Origin of the sequence: Stenotrophomonas sp. CASM114, assembly GCF_049384325.1 — a bacterium.
GTDB classification, from domain to species: Bacteria; Pseudomonadota; Gammaproteobacteria; order Xanthomonadales; family Xanthomonadaceae; genus Stenotrophomonas; species Stenotrophomonas muris.
This window is the reverse complement of record NZ_JBMRGJ010000027.1, coordinates 35215-57106: the sequence shown is the minus strand read 5'-3', so window position 1 is coordinate 57106 and position 21892 is coordinate 35215. Positions and strand designations below refer to the sequence as shown.

Annotated in this window: 21 protein-coding genes; 12 read left to right on the top strand and 9 right to left on the bottom strand. The window is 67.5% G+C overall.

Annotated elements, in window-relative coordinates; translation table 11 throughout:
- The first annotated feature begins 489 nt into the window (after window positions 1-489).
- On the top strand, window positions 490-1401 hold the full coding sequence (gene hemC / locus VG566_RS18690) for a hydroxymethylbilane synthase (RefSeq protein WP_014648510.1): 912 nt from the start codon (window positions 490-492) through the stop codon (window positions 1399-1401).
- Between the two features lie 53 nt (window positions 1402-1454).
- Here the strand turns inward: hemC and VG566_RS18685 are convergent, their stop codons facing one another.
- Entirely contained in the window at window positions 1455-2231 is a 777-nt protein-coding gene (locus VG566_RS18685) for a DUF481 domain-containing protein (RefSeq protein ID WP_014648509.1), read from the bottom strand.
- A 106-nt stretch (window positions 2232-2337) separates the two neighbouring features.
- Window positions 2338-2940 (bottom strand): hypothetical protein, encoded by a 603-nt coding sequence (locus VG566_RS18680; RefSeq protein WP_241884789.1) that lies wholly within the window; start codon window positions 2938-2940, stop codon window positions 2338-2340.
- Window positions 2941-3021: 81 nt separating this feature from the next.
- On the opposite strand from VG566_RS18680, the gene VG566_RS18675 reads away from it, so the two are divergent.
- Complete coding sequence (locus VG566_RS18675) at window positions 3022-3993, top strand: helix-turn-helix transcriptional regulator (protein WP_014648507.1); 972 nt, start codon at window positions 3022-3024, stop codon at window positions 3991-3993.
- A 25-nt stretch (window positions 3994-4018) separates the two neighbouring features.
- Window positions 4019-4813, top strand: a complete 795-nt coding sequence (locus tag VG566_RS18670; RefSeq protein WP_014648506.1) for a MetQ/NlpA family ABC transporter substrate-binding protein — start codon at window positions 4019-4021, stop codon at window positions 4811-4813.
- A 66-nt stretch (window positions 4814-4879) separates the two neighbouring features.
- Here the strand turns inward: VG566_RS18670 and pilH are convergent, their stop codons facing one another.
- The gene (gene pilH, locus VG566_RS18665; RefSeq protein WP_014648033.1) at window positions 4880-5251 is read right to left on the bottom strand and encodes a twitching motility response regulator PilH; all 372 of its coding nucleotides are present in this window, start codon (window positions 5249-5251) and stop codon (window positions 4880-4882) included.
- A gap of 88 nt (window positions 5252-5339) precedes the next feature.
- Window positions 5340-6335, bottom strand: coding sequence for a YhdH/YhfP family quinone oxidoreductase (locus VG566_RS18660; protein ID WP_241884300.1), 996 nt, complete (start codon window positions 6333-6335; stop codon window positions 5340-5342).
- 153 nt (window positions 6336-6488) lie between these two features.
- Here VG566_RS18660 and hflK point away from each other — a divergent pair, with 153 nt between their 5' ends.
- The 5 genes from hflK (at window position 6489) to VG566_RS18635 (ending at window position 11778) form a co-directional block, all read left to right on the top strand.
- Window positions 6489-7622 carry an FtsH protease activity modulator HflK gene (gene hflK / locus VG566_RS18655; RefSeq protein WP_032957109.1) on the top strand — a complete coding sequence of 378 codons (1134 nt, stop codon included), beginning with the start codon at window positions 6489-6491 and terminating at the stop codon, window positions 7620-7622.
- Window positions 7619-8482 carry a protease modulator HflC gene (gene hflC, locus VG566_RS18650; RefSeq protein WP_241884302.1) on the top strand — a complete coding sequence of 288 codons (864 nt, stop codon included), beginning with the start codon at window positions 7619-7621 and terminating at the stop codon, window positions 8480-8482. Before hflK ends, hflC begins: the two co-directional genes overlap by 4 nt.
- 67 nt (window positions 8483-8549) lie before the next feature.
- Window positions 8550-8735: a DUF2065 domain-containing protein gene (locus tag VG566_RS18645; RefSeq protein ID WP_005414170.1), complete on the top strand. Its 186-nt coding sequence runs from the start codon at window positions 8550-8552 to the stop codon at window positions 8733-8735.
- A 971-nt stretch (window positions 8736-9706) separates the two neighbouring features.
- Window positions 9707-10999: an adenylosuccinate synthase gene (locus VG566_RS18640; RefSeq protein ID WP_014648029.1), complete on the top strand. Its 1293-nt coding sequence runs from the start codon at window positions 9707-9709 to the stop codon at window positions 10997-10999.
- Between the two features lie 116 nt (window positions 11000-11115).
- Entirely contained in the window at window positions 11116-11778 is a 663-nt protein-coding gene (locus tag VG566_RS18635; protein ID WP_241884303.1) for a hypothetical protein, read from the top strand.
- Here the strand turns inward: VG566_RS18635 and VG566_RS18630 are convergent.
- On the bottom strand, window positions 11708-12385 hold the full coding sequence (locus VG566_RS18630) for a M23 family metallopeptidase (protein ID WP_197557161.1): 678 nt from the start codon (window positions 12383-12385) through the stop codon (window positions 11708-11710). The genes VG566_RS18635 and VG566_RS18630 overlap by 71 nt on opposite strands.
- 4 nt (window positions 12386-12389) lie before the next feature.
- The gene (locus tag VG566_RS18625; protein ID WP_197557160.1) at window positions 12390-13352 is read right to left on the bottom strand and encodes a L,D-transpeptidase family protein; all 963 of its coding nucleotides are present in this window, start codon (window positions 13350-13352) and stop codon (window positions 12390-12392) included.
- A gap of 233 nt (window positions 13353-13585) precedes the next feature.
- Here VG566_RS18625 and VG566_RS18620 point away from each other — a divergent pair, with 233 nt between their 5' ends.
- A complete protein-coding gene (locus VG566_RS18620; RefSeq protein WP_032960021.1) occupies window positions 13586-15709 on the top strand; it encodes a methyl-accepting chemotaxis protein in 2124 nt (707 codons plus the stop codon).
- An 86-nt stretch (window positions 15710-15795) separates the two neighbouring features.
- Here VG566_RS18620 and VG566_RS18615 read toward each other — a convergent pair whose 3' ends face one another.
- Window positions 15796-16083 (bottom strand): hypothetical protein, encoded by a 288-nt coding sequence (locus VG566_RS18615; protein ID WP_032960023.1) that lies wholly within the window; start codon window positions 16081-16083, stop codon window positions 15796-15798.
- 133 nt (window positions 16084-16216) lie between these two features.
- Between VG566_RS18615 and VG566_RS18610 the strand changes: the two genes are divergently transcribed.
- Window positions 16217-16918: an alpha/beta fold hydrolase gene (locus tag VG566_RS18610; RefSeq protein WP_423172659.1), complete on the top strand. Its 702-nt coding sequence runs from the start codon at window positions 16217-16219 to the stop codon at window positions 16916-16918.
- Between the two features lie 8 nt (window positions 16919-16926).
- Here VG566_RS18610 and VG566_RS18605 read toward each other — a convergent pair whose 3' ends face one another.
- Window positions 16927-17415: a hypothetical protein gene (locus tag VG566_RS18605; protein ID WP_014648023.1), complete on the bottom strand. Its 489-nt coding sequence runs from the start codon at window positions 17413-17415 to the stop codon at window positions 16927-16929.
- A gap of 22 nt (window positions 17416-17437) precedes the next feature.
- Window positions 17438-19528: a catalase gene (locus tag VG566_RS18600; protein ID WP_241884305.1), complete on the bottom strand. Its 2091-nt coding sequence runs from the start codon at window positions 19526-19528 to the stop codon at window positions 17438-17440.
- Window positions 19529-19642: 114 nt separating this feature from the next.
- On the opposite strand from VG566_RS18600, the gene VG566_RS18595 reads away from it, so the two are divergent.
- Both VG566_RS18595 and VG566_RS18590 read left to right on the top strand, forming a co-directional pair.
- A complete protein-coding gene (locus VG566_RS18595) occupies window positions 19643-20365 on the top strand; it encodes an AraC family transcriptional regulator (protein WP_014038112.1) in 723 nt (240 codons plus the stop codon).
- Between the two features lie 82 nt (window positions 20366-20447).
- Window positions 20448-21815, top strand: a complete 1368-nt coding sequence (locus VG566_RS18590) for an amino acid permease (RefSeq protein WP_134967145.1) — start codon at window positions 20448-20450, stop codon at window positions 21813-21815.
- Window positions 21816-21892 lie beyond the last annotated feature (77 nt).

Genomic DNA, 21892 nt, shown 5'->3' with positions numbered 1-21892 from the left:
GGCCCCCCGGGCCCCCCCCCCCCACCCCGGCCCAACCCTCTCGTTTTTCCCGCGTCGGACGGCAAAGGCATTGTTGTTATCGGGTGGGGGAAGAGGGGTCAGATCCCTTTTCCTGCGGAAAAGGGATCTGACCCCGGAAGCCGTCGGCAGTTGTTTTTGCCTTTGCCTCTGCTTTTTCTTTCTTTTGATCTTCCGTGGCTGGCGCACACGGAAACTGTCAGGGGCCGGGGCGGTGGGGTCATGCGGGGTGTCCGCGGCATGGGCCCGAGGCATGCCTCGGGCGGGTTGGGCAGGACGCCCAACCCCGGTCTTGCCGTGTGCGCAGGACAGCGCACACGAGCAAGCCGCGGCCAAGCCCCCAGGGATGGGTTCACGGCGTCCCCGCATGACCCCACCGCCCCGGCCAAGCACGGCTTCTGCTTTGATAGCACCAGCCACGAGGGGCTCCGCCGTTGGCCGTATCCGCGCCGAAGGCGCGATAATGACCGGATGGAAACCGTCCGCATCGCCACCCGCAAGAGCCCGCTCGCCCTCTGGCAAAGCGAACACGTCGCCAACCGCCTGCGCCAGGCCCATCCCGGGCTGCATGTGGAACTGGTGCCGATGAGCACCCGCGGTGACGAGGTGCTCGACCGCTCGCTGGCCGCCATCGGTGGCAAGGGCCTGTTCCTGAAGGAGCTGGAGCTGGCCATGCTGCGCGGTGAGGCCGACTGCGCCGTGCACTCGCTGAAGGATGTGCCGATGGAACTGGACGAACCCTTCGCGCTGCCGGCGATGCTGACCCGCCATGATCCGGCCGATGGTTTCGTCTCCAACCTGTACGCCTCGCTGGACGCGCTGCCGATCGGTGCGCGGGTCGGCACCTCATCGCTGCGCCGCCAGGCCCAGCTGCGCGCGCTGCGCCCGGATCTGGAATTGCTGGACCTGCGCGGCAACGTCAACACCCGCCTGGCCAAGCTCGACAATGGTGGCTACGACGCCATCGTGCTGGCCGTGGCCGGCCTGGAGCGCCTGGGCCTGGGCGGGCGCATCGTCGCGCGCCTGCAACCGCCGCAGTGGCTGCCGGCACCGGCGCAGGGCGCGGTGGCGGTGGAGTGCGACGGTGGAAATACGCGCCTGATGGCGCTGTTCGCCACGCTTGATGACGCCGCTACGCGCGCCTGCGTGGAAGCCGAGCGGGCGATGAACCGCGCGCTGCATGGCAGCTGCCACGTGCCGGTGGCGGCCATCGCGCAGTGGCAGGGCGACGACCTGCACCTGCAGGGCCTGGTCGGCAGTGCCAGCGATGGTCGTGCGGTGCGCGCCGAGGCGGTGGGACCGGCCCGGGATCCGGAGGCGCTGGGCCAGCGCGTGGCGAAGATGCTGCTGGAAGCCGGTGCCGGCGAACTGCTGAACGTCTGAGCTACCGCCGGCACTACCGGAAGAAGAACGGGCGCCCTGGGCGCCCGTTCTGCTTACTTGAACTTGTAGACCACGTTCATCGTGGTCAGCGTATCGGTCTTGCGCTTGTCCTCGGCCACGTCACTGTTGTAGCGCGCCTGCCAGCCGGCCTTCAGTGCCAGGTGCTCGTTCATGCTCACCGAGACACCGAAGTCGTTCTGGCCGAAGGTGTTGTACGAACCGGATTCGACCAGCAGCGTGTTGACCAGGTCGGTGTTGTCAGTCAGCGAATACTTCATGTCGAACAGGCCACGGCCGATCAGGCCGGTGCGGGTGCGGTCGTCCTCGGTGCTGTGGGTGCGGCGCACACCGGGGCCGATCTGCGCGTCGAACGAGAAGCGCTCGGTGTTCCACAGGCGGGTGCCGTAACCCAGACCGAACGAGCTCTGGCGGTCGTAGGTGGCGAAGTCGTCGCGTTCCGTACGCACCGTCGCGGTCAGCTGGCGGTGTTCGCCCAGCTGCAGCGCGCTGCCGGCACTGCCGGTGTAGCGGTTGGCGGTGGTGTTGTTGCGGCGGGTGGTGGTGCCGTCGTCGTTGGTTTCGGTCACCTTGGAGCTGGAGCGCAGGCCGAACAGGTCCATGCTGTGCACCCAGTCACCGTCGGTGTAGCGCAGGCGCAGGCGGCCGTTGAAGCTCTCGGTGCTGCTGTTGCCGCGTGCCGAGGCAAACCCGAGCTCGCCACCACTGCCACTCCACGGCGAGGACATCGCCGCCAGTTCGGAGGCATCCTGTGCGTATGCGAGCGGCGCACACAGCAGCAGGGGGACCAGCAGGGACACGCGCAGGGACATCGAGGCTTCTCCGAAACGGTTGACAGCCGGTGATGATACTGGAAGCGTGATGGCGGTCCGAATCGATCCAATGCGCGCTTCAGCGAACGTTGGCGCGGTCGCCTATTCAGGGCAGATCGACGCGCACCTCAGGGTCGTTGAAGCGCGAATAGCGCAGGCGCAGCTGGAAGCTGCGGCCATTGCTGCTGCCGCTGCGTACGATCTGGCGTGGCAGGCCCTGGGCATCCACCCAGTACTCCAGGCGTTCGCCGGGCTGGGCACCGCGCAGCCGGTAGTGCCGGGTCTGCACCCCGTCCAGCGACTGGCTGCCGAGATCTTCGGCCTTCAGATCGGCGGGCAGGGCATCGGCGGGCAGCGGGTTGCGCCATTGCTCGAGCAGGCCGGGCGGGGTCGGCACCTGGCGGATCGCGCCGTCGGCCTGCAGGAACATGGTGTCGCCGATGATGGTCTGCGGCCCCGCCGGCGTCTCCACCCGGAAACGATCGGGCGCGACGAAGTCCATGCCGCTGCGTACCGGCTGCGGCGCGCCCAGCACCTCCAGTTCGGCGTGGAAGCTGCGCAGGGCCGCGAAACGCTGGCTGGCGCCCAGCACCGCCTGCGTCGGATCGGCGACGGGTACCGGGGGCTCGGCGCCGGCCGGCGCCGGCGCGCGATCGCAGGCGGCCAGCAGCAGGCAGGCCAGCAGGGACAGGGCAGGCAACCGGCGCATCGGGCATTCCATGGGGGTGGGGGCGACCACGATAGCCCAAACGTCCCACACAAGACCCGCGACTCGGACATAATCGGGGGTATGGACCGATACGAACGCATCACCGCCCTGCATCGTCTGCTCAAGTCCGCGCGCTATCCGGTGACGGTGGCGACCCTGCAGGACAAGCTCGGTTGTTCCCGCGCCACCGTCTACCGCGACCTGGCCTTCCTGCGCGATGCGCTGATGGCACCGATCGAGGGCGACGGCGAGGCGGGCTTCCGCTACCAGGCTGACGAGAGCGACCGTTTCGAGCTGCCCGGCCTGTGGCTCAGCTCGGAGGAGCTGCATGCCCTGCTGGCCTCGCAGCACCTGCTGGCGCGGACCGGCGGTGGTGTGCTGTCGTCGGTGCTGGCACCGCTGCAGCAACGCATCGAGAGCCTGCTGGCGGCCCAGGCCGGCGTGTCCAGCTGGCCGGTCGACCGCGTGCGGGTGATTCCGCACCGTGGCCGCAAGTTTGACGAAGGCAGCTTCCGCAGCGTCGCATCGGCCGTGCTGGAGCGCCGCCAGCTGGCGTTCGAGTACCGTGCCCGTTCCACCGACGAGCCGACCAAGCGCACCGTCTCGCCGCAGCGCCTGACCCACTATCGCGACAACTGGTACCTGGATGCCTGGGACCATGACCGCGACGCCCTGCGCAGTTTCGCGGTCGACCGCATCCACAAGGCGCGGGTGGTCGACAGCACCGCGCGCGATGTCGCCGACAGCGAGCTGGACGAGCAGCTCGGCGCCAGCTACGGCATCTTCTCTGGCGCGCCGAAGGGCTGGGCGACCATCCTGTTCAGCGCCAAGGCCGCGCGCTGGGTGGCCGACGAGCACTGGCATTCCAAGCAGCAGGGCCGCTTCCTGGCCGACGGCCGCTATGAGCTGAAGGTGCCGTACAGCGTCTCGCGCGAGCTGCTGATGGATGTGCTGCATTACGGCTCGGATGCCGAGATCGTCGAGCCCATGATGCTGCGCGAGCAGGCCAAGGCGTTGCTTGAGCTGGCCCTGAGCAACTACGAAAACTCCTGACACTCCCCCGAGAATTCAATCCCCCATGAAAAAGACCCTGTTGCTGCCCCTGCTCGCCGCTGCGCTGGCCCTGACCGCCTGCGGCAAGTCCGGCGAGCCCTCGCAGAAGCTGGTGGTGGCCGCCACGGCCGTGCCGCATGCCGAGATCCTCGAGGTGGTCAAGCCGATCCTCAAGCAGGAAGGCGTGGACCTGGACGTGCGGGTGTTCAATGACTACGTGCAGCCCAACGACCAGCTGGTGCAGAAGCAGGTGGATGCGAACTACTTCCAGACCGAGCCCTACCTGGATGCCTACAACCGCGACCGCAAGACCGATCTGGTGAAGGTGATCGGCGTGCATATCGAGCCGTTCGGTGCCTATTCGCGCAAGGTCAAGTCGCTGGCCGAGCTGCGCGAAGGCGCCGACGTGGTGATCCCGAACGACCCGAGCAACAACAGCCGCGCGCTGATCCTGCTGCACAAGGCCGGCGTGATCGAGCTGAAGGACCCGACCAACGCACTGGCGACCCAGCGCGACATCATCGCCAATCCGAAGAACCTGAAGTTCCGCGAGCTGGACTCGGCGATGCTGCCGCGCGTGCTGGACCAGGTCGACCTGGCCCTGATCAATACCAACTACGCGCTGGACGCAGGCCTCAACCCGACCCAGGATGCGCTGGCGATCGAAAGCAAGGACTCGCCGTACGTGAATTTCCTGGTCGCGCGCCCGGACAACAAGGACGACGCCCGCGTGCAGAAGCTGGCCAAGGCCCTGACCAGCCCGCAGGTGAAGGCCTTCATCGAGACCAAGTACAAGGGCGCGGTGCTGCCGGCGTTCTGACCGGCGCTACGGGCGTTGTGGCCATGCGGTAGTGGCGGCCCCGGGGCGGCCACGACCACGCGCGTCTCAGCCCTGGCCGGCGAACACCCGCTCCAGCACCTCGGACAGCTCGTCTTCCGAGAACGGCTTGGTGATGTAGGCCTTGGCGCCCTGGCGCATGCCCCACATGCGATCGGTGTCCTGGTCCTTGGTGGTCACCAGGATCACCGGGATATGCCGGGTCGCCTCGTCGCGGGCGAGGGTACGGGTGGCCTGGAAGCCGTTGAGATTGGGCATCACCACGTCCATCAAAACCAGGTCGGGCAGCTCGGCCCTGGCGGTTTCGACCCCGGCGGCGCCATCGGTGGCGGTCAGGATCTGGTGCCCGAGCTTCTCGACGATGCGCTGTATCCCCAACAGCTGCGACGGTGAGTCGTCGACGATCAGAATGCGTGCCATGTTGTTCCCCATGTAATGCCCGCAGTGTAGTGCGGGCTCATTACCGGCGGGAGGGGGGCACCTGCCGTCCGTCGCCTGCCTGCGACGTTCAGTCGATCCGCACCACCGCGCGGCCCAGCGATCCACCCGCCAGCATCCGCTCGAACACTGCCCGGAGGCCATCAAGGCCGACCTCGGCGGTGCAGATGCGGTCCAGGTGCTGCGGCTTCCACTCACCGCCCAGGCGCGACCACACCTCTTCGCGCAGCCGGCGCGGCGCATTGGCCGAAGACACGCCGAGCAGCGACACACCGCGCAGGATGAAGGGCATCACCGTCATGTCCAGCGTCGGGCTGGCCGCCAGGCCGGCACTGACCACGCTGCCGTAGGGCACGGTCTGCGCCAACAGGCTGGCGAGCATGGCGCCGCCGGCATTGTCCAGGCCCCCGCCGAAGCGCGCCGACTGCAGCGGGGCGGTGTCGGCCAGCGCCTCGCGCGGCAGCACCTCGCTGGCACCGATGTCGCGCAGGAAGTCGGTCTGGTCCGGCTTGCCACTGACCGCGTGCACGGTGTAGCCGGCACGGCTGAAGATCGACAGCGCCAGCGCACCGACGCCGCCGCTGGCGCCGGTGACCGCCAGCGGGCCGAGCTCCGGGGTCTGGCGGTTGTCCTGCATGCGCAGCAGCGCCAGCGCCGCCGTGAAGCCGGCAGTGCCCAGCACCATCGCCTCGCGCGGGCTCAGCCCGGCCGGCTGTGCAATCACCGCACGCGACTCCAGCCGCACATACTGGCTGTAGCCGCCGTCACGGGTCTCGCTGAGGCCGCAGCCGGTGGCCAGCACCGCGTCGCCTTCACGCCAGGCCGGGTCGGTGCTGGCGACCACGGTGCCGGCCACGTCGATGCCGCCGACCAGCGGGAAGCGGCGCAGGATCTTCCCCTTGCCGGTGCCGGCCAGGGCATCCTTGTAGTTGACCGAGGACCAGTGGGCGCGGATCAGTACCTGCCCGGGGTTGAGGTCGTCGACACCGATCCGGGTCAGGCCGCTGCGATAGCCGGCGTCGTCGTTTTCGATGCGGAAGGCGGTGAACGGGGTGGTGGGGGCCATCGGCGTTGCCTGACTTCGAGGAAAACGCCACCTTACCCCGTCGTCGCCCTTTCGATCCTGCCGATCCGCCCCATCTTGTATGATCGGTAATGGTTTCACGGCTGGCGCCGCGGGAAGGGCCCGCGCCGCAGCCCACATCTTGATGGAGCGTGCATGGCCTGGAATACACCCGGCGGCAACAAGGGCGGACAAGGCCCCGAGGACAATCGACGCGGGCCGTTCGGGTCGCGCGGCGGTGGCAATGGTGGTGGCTGGGGCGGACTGCCCGGGCCGCTGAAGGACCTGTTCGACGGCGGCATCGTGCGTTGGGTGGTGGCGGCCGTGGTGCTGCTGGTGCTGTTCTCCAGCTTCCAGCTGATCGGTGAACAGCAGCGTGGCGTGGTCCTGCGCTTCGGCCAGTTCTCGCGCATCCTGCAGCCCGGCCCGAACTTCAAGCTGCCGTGGCCGATCGAGTCGGTCACCAAGGTCAACGCCACCGAGATCAAGACCTTCTCGATCCAGGTGCCGGTCCTGACCCGCGACGAGAACATCGTCAACGTCTCGCTGAACGTCCAGTACCGCATCGACGATCCGCAGCAGTACCTGTTCGGCACGGTCGATGCCAACCAGGTGCTGGAGCAGTCGGCGCAGAGCGCGGTGCGCGAGGAAGTCGGCCGCGCCGACCTCAATGCCGTGCTGAACAACCGTGGCCCGCTGGCCGTGGCCGCCGAGGAGCGCCTGCAGGCGCTGCTGAAGGCGTTCAAGACCGGCCTGACCGTGACCGGCCTGACCCTGCAGGACGCGCGTCCGCCGGAGGAAGTGAAGCCGGCCTTCGACGAGGTCAATGGTGCCCAGCAGGTCAAGGAACGCCTGATCAACGAAGCCCAGGCCTACGCCGCCAAGGTCGTGCCGGAAGCCCGGGGCCAGGCCTCGCGCGCCCGTACCACCGCCGAAGGCTACAAGCAGGCGGTGGTGTCCAAGGCCGAGGGTGACGCGCAGCGCTTCAGCCTGTTGCAGGCCCAGTACAAGGACGCGCCGGAAGTGACCCGCAAGCGCCTGTGGCTGGAGACCGTGCAGCAGGTGCTGAGCGAGAACCGCAAGGTGATCGGCGGCGATGGCCGCCAGCTGATCTACGTGCCGATGACCGGCGACACCCGTCCCGCCACGTCGGCCCCGGCCGCAGTGGCAAACCCGGACGTGGTCATGCCGTCGCTGCCGGGCGCAGCGGTGGAAGCTTCCCGTGATCCGGGCCGGCCGGTGGGCCGCCCGACCGGGCGACCGAGCGGCCGTGAGGAGGGCAGCCGATGAAGAGTCCTATCTGGATCGCCGTGATCGTGGTGGTGGTGCTGGGCCTGCTCGGCTCGGTGTATGTGGTCCGTGAGGACCAGACCGCCATGGTGCTGAACCTGGGCAAGGTGGTGCGTTCGGACATCAAGCCAGGCCTGCACTTCAAGGTGCCGGTGGTGGAAACGGTGAAGGTCTTCGACCGCCGCTTCCAGGTGCTCGACACCGCGCCGGCGCGCTACTTCACCGCCGAGCAGAAGGACGTCAGCGTCGACTTCTTCGCCATCGGCTACATCTCCAACGTGGGTGACTACTTCCGTGCCACCGGCGGCGACCCGCGCGTGGCCAACGCCCGCCTGGCGCCGATCATCACCGATTCGCTGCGTAACCAGATCAACTCGCGCACCCTGCAGCAGCTGGTGTCCGGCGACCGCAGTGAGCTGATCGCCGAGCAGTTGAAGGGAATCAACGAGGCCGTGGCCGGCCTGGGCATGCAGATGATCGACCTGCGCATCAAGCAGGTGGACCTGCCCACCGACAGCCAGGTGATCAACGACGTGTACGAGCGCATGCGCGCCCAGCGCAAGCAGGAAGCCGCCAAGCTGCGCGCGGAAGGCGAGGAACAGTCGCTGACCATCCGCGCCCAGGCCGACCGTGACAGCACCGTGCTGATCGCCGAGGCCGAGCGCGATGCACAGCGCCTGCGCGGTGAGGGTGATGCGGAAGCCACCCGCATCTACGGCAAGGCCGGTTCGGCTGATCCGTCGTTCTACGCGTTCTACCGTAGCCTGGAGGCGTACCGCGGCTCCATGACCGACGGCAACGGCGTGATCGTGCTCGACAAGAACGACCCGTTCCTGCAGTACCTGAAGAACGACCGCTGAGGTCGCAGGGCATTACCCCACGGGGCCCGGCCAACTGCCGGGCCCCGTGCTTTTTCCGGAGTTCCCGATGAAAGATCTGTTCGCCGCCGTCTGCCTGGTCGCGGTGCTGGAAGGCCTGTTCCTGTTCGTCGCGCCGTTCGCCTGGAAGCGCATGGCCGAACGCCTGCTGGACCTGCCCAGCCCGGCCCTGCGCAGCTTCGGCGGACTGGTGCTGCTGGCCGGCCTGAGCCTGCTGTGGTGGGTGCGGCACTAGACGCCCCGGCGCGGCCGCCTGCGTCTACGTGCGTGGCCTGGCCTTGGTAGCTGCCAACCTTGGTTGGCATTGCCGGCCAGCGGCCGGCACTACCGGGCGGGGCAGTTGACCGACCGGCACCAGCGTGGCCAGGCTCTGGTAGCTGCCAACCTTGGTTGGCATTGCCGGCCAGCGGCCGGCACGACCGGGTGGGGCGGCTGACCGACCTGCACCTGCGTGGCCTGGCCCTGGTAGCTGCCAACCTTGGTTGGCATTGCCGGCCAGCGGCCGGCACGACCGGGCGGGGCGGCTGACTGACCGGCACCAGCGTGGCTTGGCCCTGGTAGCTGCCAACCTTGGTTGGCATTGCCGGCCAGCGGCCGGCACGACCGGGCGGGGCAGCTGACCGGCCTGCACCTGCGTGGCCAGGCCTTGGTAGATGCCAACCTTGGTTGGCATTGCCGGCCAGCGGCCGGCACGACCGGGCGGGGCGGCTGACCGACCTGCACCTGCGTGGCCAGGCTCTGGTAGATGCCAACCTTGGTTGGCGTTGCCGGCCAGCGGCCGGCACGACCGGGCGGGGCGGCTGACCGACCTGCACCTGCGTGGCCTGGCCCTGGTAGATGCCAACCTTGGTTGGCGTTGCCGGCCAGCGGCCGGCACGACCGGGCGGGGCAGCTGACCGACCTGCACCTGCGTGGCCAGGCTCTGGTAGATGCCAACCTTGGTTGGCATTGCCGGCCAGCGGCCGGCACAACCGGGCGGGGCGGCTGACCGGCCGGTGAAGCCGTCCGTCGGAAAGGTGGCAGCGGACCCCGGAAACCCGGATAATGCACAAAAGCCGGACGGGCCTCCCCGTTCGGCTTTTTCCGTGTCTGGGCCCTCCATCGCCGGCCGCTCCCCGTTTGGAGCCGCCCTCCAGGTGCTGGCCAGCCCCGCCACGGTTTACCCGTCCGCGGCCCCGATGGCCGCAACAAACCGAGGAGCCCGTCATGGGTCAGTCTGTCGTAGTGTTGGGTGCCCAGTGGGGCGATGAAGGCAAGGGCAAGATCGTCGATCTGCTCACTGAGGAAATCGGCGCCGTCGTGCGCTTCCAGGGCGGCCACAATGCCGGCCACACCCTGGTCATCAACGGTAAGAAGACCGTCCTGCACCTGATCCCGTCGGGCATCCTGCGTGACGATGCGCTGTGCCTGATCGGCAACGGCGTGGTGATCTCGCCGGCCGCGCTGCAGAAGGAAATCGCCGAGCTGGAAGCCTCCGGCGTGGAAGTGCGTTCGCGCCTGAAGATCTCCCCGGCCGCGCCGCTGATCATGCCGTACCACATCGCCCTGGACCAGGCGCGCGAGCGCGCAGCCGGTGGCAAGGCGATCGGCACCACCGGCCGCGGCATCGGCCCGGCCTACGAAGACAAGGTGGCGCGTCGCGGCATCCGCATCGCCGACCTGCATTACCCGAAGCAGCTGGAAGAACTGCTGCGCACCGCGCTGGATTACCACAACTTCGTGCTGACCAAGTATCTGAACACCGATGCGGTCGACTTCCAGAAGACCTTCGACGAAGCGCTGGCCTTCGGCGAATACGTGCAGCCGATGAAGTCCGACGTGGCCGGCATCCTGCACGACCTGCGCAAGCAGGGTAAGCGCGTGCTGTTCGAAGGTGCGCAGGGCGCGCTGCTGGACATCGACCACGGCACCTACCCGTACGTCACCAGCTCCAACACCACCGTCGGTGGTGCGCTGGCCGGTTCCGGCGTCGGCGCTGATTCGATCGACTACGTGCTGGGCATCGCCAAGGCCTACGCCACCCGCGTCGGCGGTGGCCCGTTCCCGACCGAGCTGGACGACGAAGTCGGCCAGGGCATTCGTGACCGCGGCGCCGAGTACGGTGCGTCGACCGGCCGCCCGCGTCGTTGTGGCTGGATGGACATCGTCGCGCTGAAGCGCGCCGTGGCCATCAACGGCATCAGCGGCCTGTGCATCACCAAGCTGGACGTGCTCGATGGCATGGAAAAGCTGAAGGTCTGCATCGCCTACGAATACAACGGCAAGCGCACCGAGTACGCGCCGCTGGACGCGCAGGGCTGGGAAGAATGCACCCCGGTGTATCTGGAGTTCCCGGGCTGGAGCGAGAACACCCACGGCATCACCCAGTGGGACGACCTGCCGCCGGCCGCACGCGCCTACCTGCGTTCGCTGGAAGAGCTGGCCGGCTGCCCGATCAGCATCGTCTCCACCGGCCCGGACCGCGACCACACCATGGTCCTGCAGGATCCGTTCGCCTGAGGTGGCGCCGGGCCATGCCCGGCGTTGGTGACAGGAAAAGCCCCGCGCACGCGGGGCTTTTTCGTTACTGTGTGGCCAGGCCAGCGGGGAAGCGACGCGATGACCAGGATGTCAGCGTGAAAGGCGGGACGGTAGTGCGGGTCACCCTGTGGGTGTCGTGGAGCCTGTGGTGCATGGCCTGCCTGGTTCTGGCGCTTGGCGCCATCGCCAACTGCCTGGCCTCGCGTACCCAGACCCTGCCTCTGCTGCTGAGCCCGGGTGCGACGGCCGAGGTGACGGTCTACCGCCTCATCGATGACCAGCTTCGGCTGCGCCTGCGCTATGCCGCGGACGGTACAGAGGCTGACCCTGAAGTGCTGCTGCGCATCGAGACTCCCACCGAACATGGAGACTTCCGCGCACGGGAGCGTTCGGGAGTGGCCGGGCAGGGCATCGACCGCGCGCTGGTATCGGTTGAGTCCAGCGGCCTCATGGCCTCCTACTTTGGTTACGGTCGCGGCGACGCATTGCCACGCGGCCGCTCATGGCTGCGGGTAACCGTGCTGGAGGTGGATCCGGCGCTGGCGGGACGCACTGCAGACATCGAGCTGCAGCCGCCGCTGGGTCTGCTGAAGCTGACCGACCTGGACTACCTCTGGCTGTGGCCGTTCTTTTTCTGGAAGATGGCGGCGCTGTTCCTGCTGATTCCGGGGGCTGCGTTGACTGTCTTCACTTTGGCGTTGCGGCGCCAGCAGCGCCGGGCATCGGTGCCGCCGACTTCAGCAAGGGATAGGGATTGATCGACTCTCCCTTCCACCACTGCTTCTCCGGCCCCAACACATGCACTTCGAAGTGCAGGTGCGGGGCCTCGGCGCTGGCATTGCCGGTGCTGCCGACGTAGCCGATCACATCCCCGCGCTTGATCGCCTGTTTCTCGGCCAGGCCATCGGCATAGCGCTGCAGGTGCGCGTAGTAGTAGCACCAGCGTCCGCTGGGCTCGAACTGGTAGATCGTCAGCCCGCCGCGTTCGCTGTCGAACAGTTTTTCCACCGTGCCATCAGCCACCGCGAGTACCGGCGTACCGGCATCGGCCAGGATGTCGATGGCATCGTGTACGCGGCCTTCGCTGCGTGCATCGGTGAAGGTATCGCGCAGCTGCGAGGCCAGGATGCCCTGCACCGGCAGCAGCAGGCCGGACGGTGCATCCGCAGCCTGCGCGGCCGGCGGCGCGGTGGTGGCGGGTGGGGCCGTTGCGCGTGGCGCTGGTTCGACCACCGGCGCGGCGGACACCGCCGATGGCGCTGCCGGCAGCGAGGCGGCTACCGGCTCACTCCCATCGCGACGCAGCCACCAACCTGCCCCCAGTCCCAGCAGTACGCCCAATACGATCAGCTGCGAAAGACGCATGGGCTTACTCCTGCATCACCACGGGCACCGAAGTATCCACTGCGTCGGCCACACGCACCGCATCCCAGTTGGTCATGCGTACGCAGCCATGCGATTCGGTCTTGCCCACGTGGCTGGGTTCGGGTGTGCCATGCAGGCCGTAGTGCGGCTTGGACAGGTCGATCCAGACCCGGCCGACCGGATTGTTCGGGCCCGGTGGCAGCGTCGCCTTCTTTTCGCCCTTGCGCGCATCCCAGAACAACTTCGGGTTGTAGTGGAACGGCGGGTCGCGATACACGCCCAGGATCTTCCATTCGCCGATCGGCAACGGGTCGTGCTGGCTGCCCGACGACACCGGCACCTGCGCGATCAGCTTGCCCTGCGCATCCAGCAACTGCAGGGTGGAGTCGGATTTGTCGACCACGATCTTCGCCGCCTTCGGCAATGCCGCTGGTGCGATGTTGGGCACTTGGATGCGGCTGCCAGCCTTGGTCAGATCCACGCCGGGATTGAGCACCTTCAGCAACTCCGGCGAGGCGTGGAAGCGCTCGCCCAGGGCTTCTTCCACACTGCTGAAACCCAGCGATTTCAGCTTGGCCTGTGCGGCAGGTCCTTTCGGTATGGGCTGGAACGGGCCGGCAACATCCTCGGCAGTCAGCGTGTAGCTGGCCAGCGGCGTGATCGTATCGGCCTGTAGAGCCTTCCAGGTGGCGTCGTCCAGCTCACCCGTTACGGTCAGCCCATGCGCGGCCTGGAAGCCCGCCACCGCGCGTCGCTGGTTGCTGCCCACTTCGCCATCGATCTGGCCAGGCGAGAAATTCGCGCGATCCAGCAGCACTTGGGCATGCAGTGCGGAGCGCACTGCGGTGTCCGGGCCGGCCTTCTCGGCAATGGGGGCGGGCAGGTTGGGCGGCGGCACCTGCGCGAAGGCCGGCGACGCCAGCAGCGAGAGTGCGAGCAGGGTGGATCGGGACACAGATGAGGGCATTGGGATCTCCAGCAGGTACGCCGCCACCTTGCCCGCAGACAGCGCCGAGCCGCCGTGAAAGGGATCTGATGCCCGCATGAGCAGGCATGTCATTGCGGCTGATTGCCAGCGGCAGGTGCCGCTGGGACGGGGACTCACCAAGGTGAACCGTGGCCGAAGCCACCGATGGAGGGCGATCAAGATTGCCTGCCGTGCCGCCGATAAGGCCACATCCCCCCGTATTGGATACCCCCATGAACTACTTGAGGAACGTCAGGGTTGCCTGGCGTCTTGGGCTGGGCTTTGGCCTGTTGCTGCTGCTGGTCGCCGCCGTGGTGGCCACCGGCGCCACTGCCAGTGTCGTGCAGAAGCGCGCGATGCAGCAGGTGGTCGACGTCAGCGTGGCCAAGGTGCGCCTGCTGTCGCAGATGCTCGATGCCAACAACCAGATGATGGTCGTGCGCCGCGAAATGCTGATCCGTCAGGGCGAAGACCGCGGCAGCGACGAGAAGCGCATCGCCGACCTGGTCAAGCGCTATGAGGCCAGCTGGACCGCCTACCAGGCGCTGCCCAGCGATGCCCAGGGCAAGACCATCGCGGAAACCATCGCGGCCAAGCGTGCCGTTGCGCGCCCGCTCAACAAGCAGACCAGCGAACTGATGGAGCAGGGCGATTATCCCGGCGCCGTGGCGCTGACCCTGGGCGCGGTGCAGGAAGCGGCCAACGGCTGGAACAAGGCGCTGTCCGATGGCGTGGACTTCGAGGAGAAGGAAAGCCGTGAAGCTGCCGCCGAAGCGATCCGCCTGGGCGAACGCAGCCTGCTGCAGCTGCTGGTGCTGGGCGGCGTCGCGCTGCTTGCCGGCATCGGCGCCTCGGTGATGATCGGCCGCAGCCTGACCGGCCCGCTGGCGCGCGCGGTGAACCTGGCCGAGCGGCTGTCCAAGGGCCAGCTGGACCAGGAGTTCCGCCTCGGTGGCCGGGATGAGCTGACCCAGCTGGGCGAGGCCATGGCCAGCGTGCGGCAGAGCGTGCAGGCGGCGATCGGCGCGCAGCTGCAGATGGCTGAGCAGCACGAAGCGGGTGCGATCCGCTATCGCATGGACGACAGTGCCTTCCCCGGTGATTTCGGCCGCATGGTGCAGGCCACCAACAGCCTGGTCGAATCGCACGTGCAGGTGGAGCTGCTGATGGCCGAAGTGATGCAGCGTTACGCGATCGGCGACCTCAGCCGTGACCTGCCGGACTACCCGGGCGAGAAGGGCACGCTGACCCGCACTCTGGCCGCGGTAAAGCAGAGCCTGATGGCGATCAACGCGCAGATCGATGAACTGGCCCGTGCGGCTCGCGCCGGCGACTTCAGCATGCGTGGCGATGCTGCTGCGTTCCAGTACCAGTTCAAGGCAATGGTCGAACACCTCAACGGCATGATGGCCAGTTCGCAGGCCAGCATTGCCGATGTTTCCGACGTGCTGCGCGCGATCTCGCACGGTGACCTGACCGCACGCATGGACGGTGAGTACGACGGCGTGTTCGCGCGCATGCGCGACGACGCCAACACCACCACCGCACAGCTGACCGGCATTGTGCGGGGCATCCAGGTGGCTGCCGACAGCATCAACAACGCGGCACAGGAACTGGCCGCCGGCAACAACGACCTGTCGCGCCGCACCGAGCAGCAGGCGGCCAACCTGGAGGAAGCTGCCGCGTCGATGGAGGAGCTGACCTCCACCGTGCGCCAGAACGCCGAGCTGGCGCGTCAGGCCGACAGCGAAGCGCATGCCGCCGGTGCCGCCGTACGCGAGACCGAGCAGGCGATGGCGCAGATGGCCTCGGTGATGGGTGAGATCGATCAGTCCTCGGCACGCATCTCGGAAATCTCCACCGTTATCGACGGCATCGCGTTCCAGACCAACATCCTGGCGCTGAACGCTGCGGTGGAAGCCGCGCGCGCGGGCGAGCAGGGCCGTGGTTTTGCCGTGGTCGCCAGCGAAGTACGCACGCTCGCGCAGCGCGCCGGCGTCGCGGCCAAGGAGATCAAGGAGCTGATCGAAGACGCCGCTGCCAAGGTGAAGAGTGGCCTGGCGGTGACCGTTGAATCGGAAGCAGCGATCGCGCGCGTGGCCCAGGCCAGCTCGCGCACCACCCAGCTGATGAGCGACATCGCAGCGGCCAGCAAGGAACAGGCGGCCGGTATCGAGCAGGTCAACCAGGTGGTGGTGCAGATGGACCAGGTGACGCAGCAGAACGCGGCCCTGGTGGAAGAAGCCACTGCGGCGAGCCGCGCGCTGGAGGAGCAGGCACATGCGTTGACCACGTCGGTGGCGGTGTTCAAGGTGGAAGGCGCGACGGTCTCTGCTGTGCCCCGTCGCGCGGCCTGAGCGGGCTGCCAGTGCAGTAACAGGAATGCGGCCGCCTTGGGCGGCCGTATTTGCATCGCCCGCTCAGGCAGCAGGGAGGATCGCCCTCATTGCTCCAGGACGCTGCCGAGCATGGCCCCAAGCACGTACAGCACGCCAAGCGTGGGAGGAATCACCAGAAGGTAGACGGTGATCCAGGTCATTCCGGAAAGCCAGCGTCCCACGCCGATGACGTTGAGTGCCGCGGTCTGCAGCATCACCGGCAGTTGCATGAGGATGTAGGCGCTCTTGGGGTCGCTGTTGGACCGGGCATCGAGCACCAGCCAGGTGGTCAGCGCGAGATAGAGCGCGCATAGGGCAATGCCGGTCCAGCTGAGCCAGCGTGGCTTGCGCATGCCGCCTTCCTCGTCTGTCCGGGGCCATCAGGGTAGCGCCGCGAGCAGCGGCGTGCACTTCCCTGGGTCGAGCCGATAAGCGAAGCTGCGGGGCAGCGAGCCGTGCGAAGGGAGCTGAGAGGTGAGCAATGTGATGAACGCCGTGATGCTCCCGATCGTGATGCTGCCCGGGCTGGATGGCAGCGGCCTGCTGTCGACATGCTTCGTGGAAGCGATGCAGGACCAGGGGGTTACCGTGCAGGTGCTGCCGCTGCCCATGCACGGGCCACAGGACTACGTTACATTGGCGTCGATCCTGCGCCCGCAGCTTCCCATCTCTCCCTTTGTGCTGCTGGCTGAATCGTTTGCCGGGCCGCTGGCTATCGAACTGGCGGTGGCTTCACCGCCGGGATTGCGCGGATTGATACTGAGTACGACCTTCGCGCGGCGACCGGTGCCACTGCCAGCGGCGAGCGCACGCTTGCTTGCCCCTGCATGGCCACCGCCGCCGCTGGCGTTGCTGGCCCGGCTTCTGCTGGGGCATTGGCGGACACGCATGAACCTTCGCGAGCTGCGACATGCGATCGCTGCGGTACCGACCGCGATCCTGCGGCAGCGCGCTGCGGCGACACTGCAGATCGATGTCCGCGCGCAGTTGCCGAAGCTCACGCTGCCGACGTTATGCCTGCATGCACGACAGGACCACCTGTTGTGGCCGCCCAGCGTGGCCGAGCTGCAGGTCTTGTTGCCCGATGCCCGGCACGTATCGCTGGAAGGGCCGCATCTACTGCTGCAGGCCCGTGCCGAGGCAGCCGCAGCCGAAGTTGCCGCATGGATGAGGGCGTTCCCCTCCTGATCGAAGACTCAGCCGCGTGCGCGCGTGCGCGCGGCTTTCTTCGCCGCCGCCTTGCGCACGGTCTTCTTCGCGGCCCGCGTCTTGGCTGCCTTCTTCGCGGCGGCGCTCCGCGCGGCGGCCGTACCCGCCTTCTTTACCGCTGCCTTCTTCGCCGTCTTCTTTGCGGCCTTCTTTGTCGCGGTCTTGCGAGCCGGTGCCTTCTTCGCCACCGCCTTCTTCGCAGGTGCCTTCTTCGCCGCCGTCCTCTTGGTTGCGGCCTTCTTTGTGGCCGATTTCCTGGCAGGCGCCTTCTTGGCAGCCTTCTTGCTGGTCGCCTTCTTCGCGCCCTTGCGGGCACTGCCGGCGCGCTTGCCGCCGCCGTCCTGCTTGTTCACGGTGGCCCAGGCAATGCGTTCGGCGGTGCCTTCACTCGCGCCGCGATCACGTTCGCTTTCCTCGATGTGCTCGGCCTGGCGCTTCTGCTTTTCGGTGTATGCGGATTTGTCACCACGTGGCATGACGATTCTCCTGTCGTTGTGGTCAGGCCAGCAGGCGCAGCTTGGGCTCGCGCGCCCACTGGCGGGTGGCGGCCGCCGCCAGGAATGCCTTGGCGTCTTCTGCTTCGACGATGCCGGGGTCGTTGCCGACGCGCGCCGCCTTCAGCAGCACCTGGCCGCCCGCGTCGCTGGCGATGGCCTTCAGGTGTGCCCACGCCTGGCTGACGAATTCGACGGCTGCACTCTCTTTCGACAAGGCCTTCGCGGCTTCAAGGCTGAGCACCACGGCTACTGCATCGAACACGGCTGACGGGGTGCCCGCCAGCTGCCCATCTGCCGCCTGCAATGCGCCATCGCTCAGCGTGGCGCCTCCCACTTTTGGCGCGACAAGCTTCACGTCTGCACCTGCCTTCCGGACGGCCTTGCTCAGGCTGGCAATCACGCGCGCGTCGGAGCCTTCGTCGAACAGGATGCCGATGCAGCGACCCTGCAGGGTGGGCTTGTTACGCCCGATCACGCGCACCTCGGGAGCGGGTGGCATGTCCAGCACCGGCGTGGCGGTTGGGGCCGGGTCGGGCAGCGCAGGCAAGGCCAGGCCATCGGCCACGCGCTGCGCCAGCGCGTCATCGATGTTGCGCAGGTGGCTGACGGTGCGCACCCGCACCTTCAGCGTTTCCACCTTGGACAACTCGAACACCAGCGCCGATGCCAGGTGCGCCTGCTCCGGCTTTTCCAGGCTGCGGAAGAACATCCGGGCCTGGCTGTAGTGGTCGGCGAAACTCTCCGCGCGGGTGCGGCCCTTGCGGCCATCGTCGGCGCTGGCATGGCTGCGGAATCCGGCAGGCGTCTCGCGCGGGGTGTCGTCCTGCAGCGAGCTGGGATCGTAGGCGACGCGGCCCTTGGGCACCTGCATCTGCATGTGGCCGTCGCGCTGATGATTGGCAAACGGACACTTCGGTGCATTCACCGGGATCTGGTGGAAGTTCGGGCCGCCCAGGCGCAGCAGCTGGGTGTCCAGGTAGGAGAACAGGCGGCCCTGCAGCAGCGGGTCGTTGCTGAAGTCGATGCCGGGCGGCACGTTGGCCGGGCAGAACGCCACCTGCTCGGTCTCTGCGAAGAAGTTGTCGGGCCAGCGGTCCAGTACCATGCGCCCGATCACCTGCAACGGCACCAGCGATTCGGGAATGATCTTGGTTGGATCCAGGTGGTCGAACGGGAATGCGTCGGCGTCTTCTTCGGTGAACAGCTGCACCGCCAGCTCCCATTCGGGAAAGTCGCCGCGCTGGATGGCCTCGAACAGGTCGCGGCGATGGAAGTCATTGTCGGCCGATTGCAGTTTCAACGCTTCGTCCCAGACCGTGGACTGAATGCCCAGCTTGGGCCGCCAGTGGAACTTGACGAACGTCGACTCGCCGGCATCGTTCAGCAGGCGGAAGCTGTGCACACCGAAGCCTTCGATCATCCGCAGCGAACGCGGGATGGCCCGGTCGCTCATCGCCCACATGATCATGTGCATCGATTCGGGCATCAGCGAAATGAAGTCCCAGAACGTGTCGTGGGCCGACGCGGCCTGCGGGAAGGCGCGGTCCGGTTCCATCTTCACTGCGTGCACCAGATCCGGAAACTTCATCGCGTCCTGGATGAAGAACACCGGGATGTTGTTGCCGACCAGATCCCAGTTGCCCTCCTTGGTGTAGAACTTGACCGCAAAGCCGCGCACGTCGCGCGGGGTATCCACCGAGCCTGCGCCACCGGCCACGGTCGAGAAGCGGGTGAATACCGGCGTCTTCACGCCGACCTCGGTCAGGATGCGCGCGCGGGTATGGGCTGCCAGTGATCGGGTCAGCTCGAAGTAGCCATGCGCAGCGCTGCCGCGGGCGTGCACGATGCGCTCGGGAATGCGCTCATGGTCGAAGTGGGTGATCTTCTCGCGCAGGATGAAGTCCTCCAGCAGCGTAGGCCCCCGAGGTCCCTGGCGCAGGGAGTTCTGGTTGTCCGCCACCGGAATGCCCTGGTCGGTGGTCATCGCCGGATGACTGCCCCCGGCCTGCTGGTGCAGTTCATCGCCGTTGCCGCGGTGGTGGTTCTCGGCGTGGGTGGTTGCGCGCTTGCCGGTCGGCTTGCTGGCGGCCATTGACGTTGGCTCCGGATGCTCAAAGAGAACCACGACACTGGAACCGGGCCCGTTAAACCGAGGTCCGGCAAAGGTGAACGTACAGGCAAAAGCAGGCTCGGGTATGCTTGTTCCATGCGAGTCGAGCCCGCCGACATCGAAGCCCTGTTCGACGCCATCCCGGATGTGCTGTTCTTCATCAAGGACCGCCAGGGGCGTTACACCCACGTCAACCAGACCATGCTGCGGCGGCTGGGTCTGCGCGCGCGCAAGGACGTGATCGGGCGTACGGCGGCCGAAATCTACCCGACCGGCCTCAGTGCGGACTACGTTGACCAGGACGCCCGCGTGCTGTCCGGTGAGGTGATCGAGAACCTGATGGAGCTGCACCTGTTCGCCAACCGCGAACCGGGCTGGTGCCTGACCTGCAAGCGCCCGCTGGTGGTCGACGGGGCCATCGAGGGCCTGATCGGCATTTCGCGCGACCTTGGCCAGAAGGACAGCCTCGGCACCCAGTACGAGCAGCTGCGGCTGGCGCTGGCCCACCTCAACGCGCACTACGCCGAGAACGTGCGCATGCAGACCCTGCTGGACATCACCGGCTTTTCGCTGTCCAAGCTGGAGCGCAGCTTCCGCAAGGTGTTCCAGATGACCCCGCAGCAGGTGCTGACCCGGCTGCGGATCCAGATGGCCATGCATCTGCTGCATGGCGACGACAGCATCGCCTGCATCGGCCAGGCCTGCGGTTTCAGCGACCAGAGTGCCTTCACCCGCAAGTTCAAGGCTGAAACCGGTTTCTCGCCGCGTGCCTATCGTGCCCGTATCGGTGGGAACGTCGGCGAGCCGGCGCTGGCCTGAGCGGCCTGCTGCGCTGTGCCTATCCCCGTGGGCACGGGACAGGGTAAGGTGTCGCCCCTGTAGCCCGCCGCCAGCCCCGCCGATGCCCAACTCGATTCCGACCGCTTCGCCGTCCCGCCTCGGACATTCGCTCAAGCCCCGCCAGCTGATCATGATGGGCCTGGGCAGCGCCATCGGCGCCGGGCTGTTCCTCGGCTCGGGCGTGGGTGTGCAGGCGGCCGGTCCGGCGGTCCTGGTGTCGTATCTGGTCGCCGGAGCGCTGGTGATCATCGTGATGAACGCTCTGGGCGAGATGGCGGCGGCCAAACCGACCAGCGGCGCGTTCTCGGTGTATGCAGCCGACGCCATGGGGGCTACCGCCGGTGCCACCGTGGGCTGGCTGTGGTGGGTGCAGCTGGTGATCGTGATCGCCGCCGAAGCAGTGGGTGCGGCCGGGCTGCTGGCCACGGTCTGGCCGGCGATACCGGTACCGATGGCGGCGTTGGCGTTCATGCTGTTCTTCACCGCGATCAACCTGCTCGGAGTGAAGAACTTCGGCGAGTTCGAATTCTGGTTCGCCATCCTCAAGGTCGCGGCGATCCTGGCGTTCATCGCCATTGGCGTGGCGCTGCTGATGGGATGGCTGCCGCAGGTGACCTCCCCGGGCCTGAGCAACTTCACCGAACACGGTGGCTTTGCGCCGAAGGGCCTGGCCGGGATCGGCGCGGCGCTGCTGGTGGTGGTGTTCGCCTTCGGCGGCACCGAGATCGTGGCCGTGGCGGCGGCCGAAACCGAAGACCCCGAGCGCAGCATTGCCCGTGCCATCCGCACCGTGGCCTGGCGCATCCTGGTGTTCTACATCGGCTCGCTGAGCGTGATCATCGCCGTGGTGCCGTGGACCAGCGAGGCGCTGAAGTCGCCGTTCGCCGCCGTGCTGGACATCGCCCGCATCCCGGGCGCTGGTACCGCCATCACGCTGATCGCCGTGATCGCGCTGCTGTCGGCGCTCAATGCCAACCTCTACGGCGCCTCGCGCATGATGTATTCGCTGGCGCAGCGTCGCGAAGCGCCGGCCGTGCTTGGCTGGACCGACCCGCGCCAGGTGCCGGTGATCGCCGTGCTGGCCAGCGTGCTGTTCGGCTTTGCCGCCACGGTGATGGAACTGCTGTTCCCGGACCGGGTGCTGCCAGTGCTGCTGAACATCGTCGGTTCCACCTGCCTGCTGGTGTGGACGCTGTCGCTGGTCTCGCAGCTGGTGCTGCGTCGTCGCGCGGATCGTCTGGGTACCCGACTGCCGTTCCGCATGGCCGGTTTCCCGTGGCTGACCTGCTGTGCACTGGCGATCCTTGCGCTGATCTTCGGCCTGCTGCTGAGTGAGTCGCACACCCGCCTGCAGTTCCTGTCGATGGTGGCGTTGACCGCCACGATCGCCGCCGGCAGCGCCATCGCCCGGCGCATGCGCGAGGCTTGATGGGGGTTGCCGGCCCGCGGCCGGCACTACCACGGGGGCTGCACATCTGCCGTGCCATCCTGATCGCGTGGGCCGTC